Source organism: Granulicatella balaenopterae (genome assembly GCF_900111135.1).
Classification (GTDB): Bacteria; Bacillota; Bacilli; order Lactobacillales; family Aerococcaceae; genus Granulicatella; species Granulicatella balaenopterae.
This window is the reverse complement of sequence record NZ_FOGF01000064.1, coordinates 1,729-4,837: the sequence shown is the minus strand read 5'-3', so window position 1 is coordinate 4,837 and position 3,109 is coordinate 1,729. Positions and strand designations below refer to the sequence as shown.

Sequence of the window (3,109 nt, the reverse complement as noted above, 5' to 3'; positions counted from 1 at the left end):
ATTACTTACCATTACTTACCATAGAGTATTACTCTTGAGACTACCAATATTTTGGTTAAGTCCTCGACCGATTAGTACTAGTCCGCTCCATACTTCGCAGCACTTCCACTTCTAGCCTATCTACCTGATCGTCTCTCAGGGGTCTTACTCACTTATGTGATGGGAAATCTCATCTTGAGGGGGGCTTCACGCTTAGATGCTTTCAGCGTTTATCCCGTCCACACATAGCTACCCAGCGATGCTCTTGGCAGAACAACTGGTACACCAGCGGTGTGTCCATCCCGGTCCTCTCGTACTAAGGACAGCTCCTCTCAAATTTCCAACGCCCGCGACGGATAGGGACCGAACTGTCTCACGACGTTCTGAACCCAGCTCGCGTACCGCTTTAATGGGCGAACAGCCCAACCCTTGGGACCGACTACAGCCCCAGGATGCGATGAGCCGACATCGAGGTGCCAAACCTCCCCGTCGATGTGAACTCTTGGGGGAGATAAGCCTGTTATCCCCAGGGTAGCTTTTATCCGTTGAGCGATGGCCCTTCCATGCGGTACCACCGGATCACTAAGCCCGACTTTCGTCCCTGCTCGACTTGTAGGTCTCGCAGTCAAGCTCCCTTCTGCCTTTACACTCTGCGAATGATTTCCAACCATTCTGAGGGAACCTTTGGGCGCCTCCGTTACATTTTAGGAGGCGACCGCCCCAGTCAAACTGCCCGTCTGACACTGTCTCCCACCGGGATAACCGGTGCGGGTTAGAGTGGTCATGTCACAAGGGTAGTATCCCACCATTGCCTCCATCGAGACTAGCGTCCCGATTTCATTGGCTCCTACCTATCCTGTACATGTGACACAAACACTCAATATCAAACTACAGTAAAGCTCCATGGGGTCTTTCCGTCCTGTCGCGGGTAACCTGCATCTTCACAGGTACTATAATTTCACCGAGTCTCTCGTTGAGACAGTGCCCAGATCGTTACGCCTTTCGTGCGGGTCGGAACTTACCCGACAAGGAATTTCGCTACCTTAGGACCGTTATAGTTACGGCCGCCGTTTACTGGGGCTTCAATTCAAAGCTTCGCTTCAAGAGCTAACCTCTCCTCTTAACCTTCCAGCACCGGGCAGGCGTCAGCCCCTATACGTCATCTTTCGATTTTGCAGAGACCTGTGTTTTTGATAAACAGTCGCCTGGGCCTATTCACTGCGGCTGACCAAGTGGTCAGCACCCCTTCTCCCGAAGTTACGGGGTCATTTTGCCGAGTTCCTTAACGAGAGTTCGCTCGCTCACCTTAGGATTCTCTCCTCAACTACCTGTGTCGGTTTGCGGTACGGGTTCAATATTTCTAACTAGAAGCTTTTCTTGGCAGTGTGACATCAGAAACTTCGGTACTTTATTTCCCTCCCCATCACAACTTGTTGTATATGTGACAAGCATTTAACTCATCAACCAACTTATTGCTTGGCCATGCTCTTCCAATCGCATGGTTTTCTTAGCCTCCTGCGTCCCTCCATCGTTCAAACGAAATATAGAAGTACAGGAATATCAACCTGTTGTCCATCGACTACGCCTATCGGCCTTGCCTTAGGTCCCGACTAACCCTGGGAGGACGAGCCTTCCCCAGGAAACCTTAGTTATTCGGTGGACGGGATTCTCACCCGTCTTTCGCTACTCATACCGGCATTCTCACTTCTAAGCGCTCCACATGTCCTTACGATCATGCTTCGTCGCCCTTAGAACGCTCTCCTACCACTCATCCTAAAAGGATGAATCCACAGCTTCGGTAATCTATTTAGCCCCGGTACATTTTCGGCGCAGAATCACTCGACTAGTGAGCTATTACGCACTCTTTAAATGGTGGCTGCTTCTGAGCCAACATCCTAGTTGTTTGTGCAATTCCACATCCTTTTCCACTTAATAGATATTTTGGGACCTTAGCTGGTGGTCTGGGCTGTTTCCCTTTCGACTACGGATCTTATCACTCGCAGTCTGACTCCCGGATATAAATCATTGGCATTCGGAGTTTATCTGAATTCGGTAACCCGAGATGGGCCCCTAGTCCAAACAGTGCTCTACCTCCAAGATTCTTCATTCCGAGGCTAGCCCTAAAGCTATTTCGGAGAGAACCAGCTATCTCCAAGTTCGATTGGAATTTCTCCGCTACCCTCACGTCATCCAAACACTTTTCAACGTGTCCTGGTTCGGTCCTCCAGTGCGTTTTACCGCACCTTCAACCTGCACAAGGGTAGGTCACTTGGTTTCGGGTCTACGTCCACATACTATGTCGCCCTATTCAGACTCGCTTTCGCTACGGCTCCGATTCTTCATCTTAACCTCGCATGTAAACGTAACTCGCCGGTTCATTCTACAAAAGGCACGCCATCACCCATTAACGGGCTCTGACTACTTGTAAGCACACGGTTTCAGGTACTATTTCACTCCCCTCCCGGGGTTCTTTTCACCTTTCCCTCACGGTACTGGTTCACTATCGGTCACTAGGTAGTATTTAGCCTTGCCAGATGGTCCTGGCGGATTCCGACGGGATTTCTCGTGTCCCGCCGTACTCAGGATACTGGTAGAGCTGATTCACATTTTGCATACAGGATTATCACCTTCTTTGATGTGCCTTCCCAGACAACTTCTGCTATACGTTTCAGTCTCACGTTCCAGTCCTACAACCCCAACAAGCAAGCTTGTTGGTTTGGGCTTTTCCCGTTTCGCTCGCCGCTACTCAGGGAATCGATTTTTCTTTCTCTTCCTGCAGGTAATGAGATGTTTCAGTTCCCTGCGTGTACCTCTACTCAATCTATGTATTCAATTGAGAGTAACATTCGATTAAAAATGTTGGGTTCCCCCATTCGGAAATCTCTGGATCATAGCTTACTTACAGCTCCCCAGAGCATATCGGTGTTCGTTCCGTCCTTCATCGGCTCCTAGTACCAAGGCATCCACCGTGCGCCCTTATTCACTTAACCGTTGGTTAAGTCTCAATATGATTCGCGTTTGCGTTTTCATCGTTAATAAAAACTCTATTTTAATGCATAAAACTCAATGTTTTATGACTCGGTAAATTTTGGTTTGTTAATACAGTATTCAGTTTTCAAAGATCAAAGTC

At 48.9% G+C, this 3,109-nt stretch carries 1 rRNA gene; it reads right to left on the bottom strand.

Annotation, left to right across the window (positions count from 1 at the left end):
- Positions 1-51: 51 nt before the first annotated feature.
- A 23S ribosomal RNA gene (locus BMX09_RS09480) occupies positions 52-2,969 on the bottom strand.
- Positions 2,970-3,109: the final 140 nt, after the last annotated feature.